Origin of the sequence: Aequorivita sinensis (genome assembly GCF_006346335.1) — a bacterium.
Lineage (GTDB): Bacteria > Bacteroidota > Bacteroidia > Flavobacteriales > Flavobacteriaceae > Aequorivita > Aequorivita sinensis.
Genome location: NZ_VDMC01000035.1, coordinates 1 through 2,642 on the forward strand (window position 1 = coordinate 1; position 2,642 = coordinate 2,642).

The following is a 2,642-nucleotide window of genomic DNA, read 5'->3' on the forward strand; positions in this document are numbered from 1 at the left end:
AAAAACAATGCTAAAACCTGTCTTGAATCGAAATTCCGTGCTCGCTTGCTCAGCGGATTGTCCTGCGGACAATCACGCTCGCCCGCTCGCACAGTTTTTATACGGGACGTTAGCGTACATATGAAAAAAACACTTTTGATATTATTTTTACTTGTTGCAAACATTAGTTGCGGACAAGAAATCTCAAAAACTCAATTGGAATCCGATTTTTTAGAGTACAGCAATCTGATTTCTAAAAGAGAATACGAAAAAGCAGTTGATTTTATGCCGACTGATTTTTGGAGCGTGTACGAAAAAAATGAATTTCTGACTAAAATGGAAAGAGTTGGAAAACAAATGGATTCAATCTCGATTAATAATATAGAGATTGTAGATATCAGCGAAACTATAAACTCAAATGACAAAAAATTCAGAATTATTAAATATTCATCGGATTTGGTATTTGACTCTTCAAAAATTTCTGAAAGAGTGATTGAAAAATATAAATCTCAATTCGGAATTGAAAATGTAAAAATTGACACCATCAATAAACTGATTAAAATAAAAAACAGCAGTCATATGATTTCAGTTTACGACAACGGATTAGAGAAATGGAAATATTTGGAATTTAATGGACAAAGTTTATCTAAAATTTACGGAATTGAAACTTGGGCTGAATTAAATAAATACGTACTCTAACACCGGCTATAGTTCATTGCTTCTGACTTTCCTCGCGGAAAGTCCTCGCAAATTTGCTATCTTCGGTTTACGGCGGAAAATCCTCGCGGATTTTCACGCAACGAAACCATAGCCAAACACGTTGTGCTCAATTAGAATAAAATGGAAACTAAGATTAAATTAAGCAGGCTACCTGAAGAAGAATTTATTTTTAACCGAATAAACATTTTATTAGGCGCAAATGGGACAGGAAAGTCTAAGCTATTAAAAGAGCTTCGTGACCAAGCACCAAATTTTTATGGTGATAGAACTGTGATTTTCGTAGAAGGTGGACGAACAATAAAGCTTACGAACTCTCTTCAGCTAAATAGGAACAATTTTCAGCAATACGGAACGCTACAAACAGCAAATCAGACATTTCAAAATAAGAGAAAGACAACTCTTTCAGATAGAGTGATGGATGCATTACTTCTATTAGATCGAATGGGGCAAGAGATCAGGGGAGAACATTCTGACAAGGTAAATGAATGGCAAAAAAATGGACAAAACGGCCCAATGCCTTTGAGAGAAGAACCTCCTTTGACAAAACTATTTACCCTCTTTTCAGAAATATTCCCTTCCATTCAACTTAAATTAGACTCAGCGAATAAGTCCATAACATGCATTAAAAATGGGAGTGCACCATACAACCCTTCCGAATTATCCGATGGAGAAAAGCAAGTTCTTTCAATCTTAGCAGATATTGCAATTCTAGGAGATGACAAAAGCTTAATTTTAGTTGACGAGCCAGAATTGAACTTGAATCCTTCACTGGCCTGTAGAGTTTGGGATACTATAGAAAATGATCTTCCAAATTGTGTTTTTATCTACACCACTCATAATGTAGGCTTTTCAATGAGAGCCAATGTAGACAACGTTCTAGTCCTTAGTAATACCAATGAGAACATAAGTGAGATTAGTAATATTGGTGAAATTGATGGGAATGATTTAAGAGCTTTGCTTGGAAGTATTCCTGCTATTCTTTCAACTTCAAATGCTCTAATCACTGAAGGGCGTGAGACTTCATTTGACTCTATATTTTATCGTTGGCTTGTCGGTAGGACTGATATTGAAATTGTACCAATGGGCAGTGGTAGTGATGTACAAGCAGTGGCAAATCGCTTAGGAGTTTGGAATGTGGTTGCACCCTCTGTAAAGTTGTTTGGTGTATTTGACAGAGATTATAAATCAAATGAAACCATAGGTAGCCTAACTTCCGACAATTGTATTCCACTTGCATTTCATGAAGCAGAATCTTACTTCTGTCTACCTAAAGCAGTGGTTAAAGTAACTGAAAAGATGGGGCTTAAAGGAACTATTCCGTCTATTGAAGAAATTGAAAATCTAATAATATCAGAGTTCGAGAACCAAAAATTAGAAATTTCTGCTCAGAGAGTTTTCGATAAAGCAAAAATAAATCTTGCTGTTTCAATTCCTAAAACCGAACTGAAGCAAATTGACACGGTTGAAGCTCTTGAATCAAAATTGATTGAAGAATCAAAGAACCAAACAGAGTTCGCCACAGCCAATCTTGATGATGAAAAAATCAAATCGCATTTGAAGGCTGAATTGGACTTTTGTGAACAAGCAATTAACGAGAGAAACATTGAATTGATTCTAAGTTTACTGCCAGGAAAATCTTTAATTGCAAAAATGAGCAGTATATCAGGAGCAAGAAATCCTTCTGATTATGCAAGAGCCTGCACAAAGCACTTATCAATTGAAGAGTATGTCCCATTTAAAAAGCTGAAAGATTCATTAAAATTTGAATAAAAACTGAGCACAACAAAACCTATAAGCAATAGCGCCCTTCGGGACGCTACTGCTCATAGCCAAACCGTTAGCCAAAATTTAAACAAAATAACATAATATGAAATTTAGAACCTTACTTTTTACATTAACAATAATTTCTACAACTTTTAGCTACTCTCAAGTTAGAGTTGGTG

The 2,642-nt window shown here is 35.2% G+C and carries 2 protein-coding genes; both read left to right on the plus strand.

Features of this window, described 5'->3' with window-relative positions; translation table 11 throughout:
- The coding region (locus tag FHP04_RS14150; RefSeq protein WP_218937262.1) for a hypothetical protein at positions 1-678 on the plus strand (678 nt) is incomplete at its 5' end.
- A 141-nt stretch (positions 679-819) separates the two neighbouring features.
- Positions 820-2,469, plus strand: a complete 1,650-nt coding sequence (locus FHP04_RS14155; RefSeq protein WP_139856805.1) for an AAA family ATPase — start codon at positions 820-822, stop codon at positions 2,467-2,469.
- Positions 2,470-2,642: the final 173 nt, after the last annotated feature.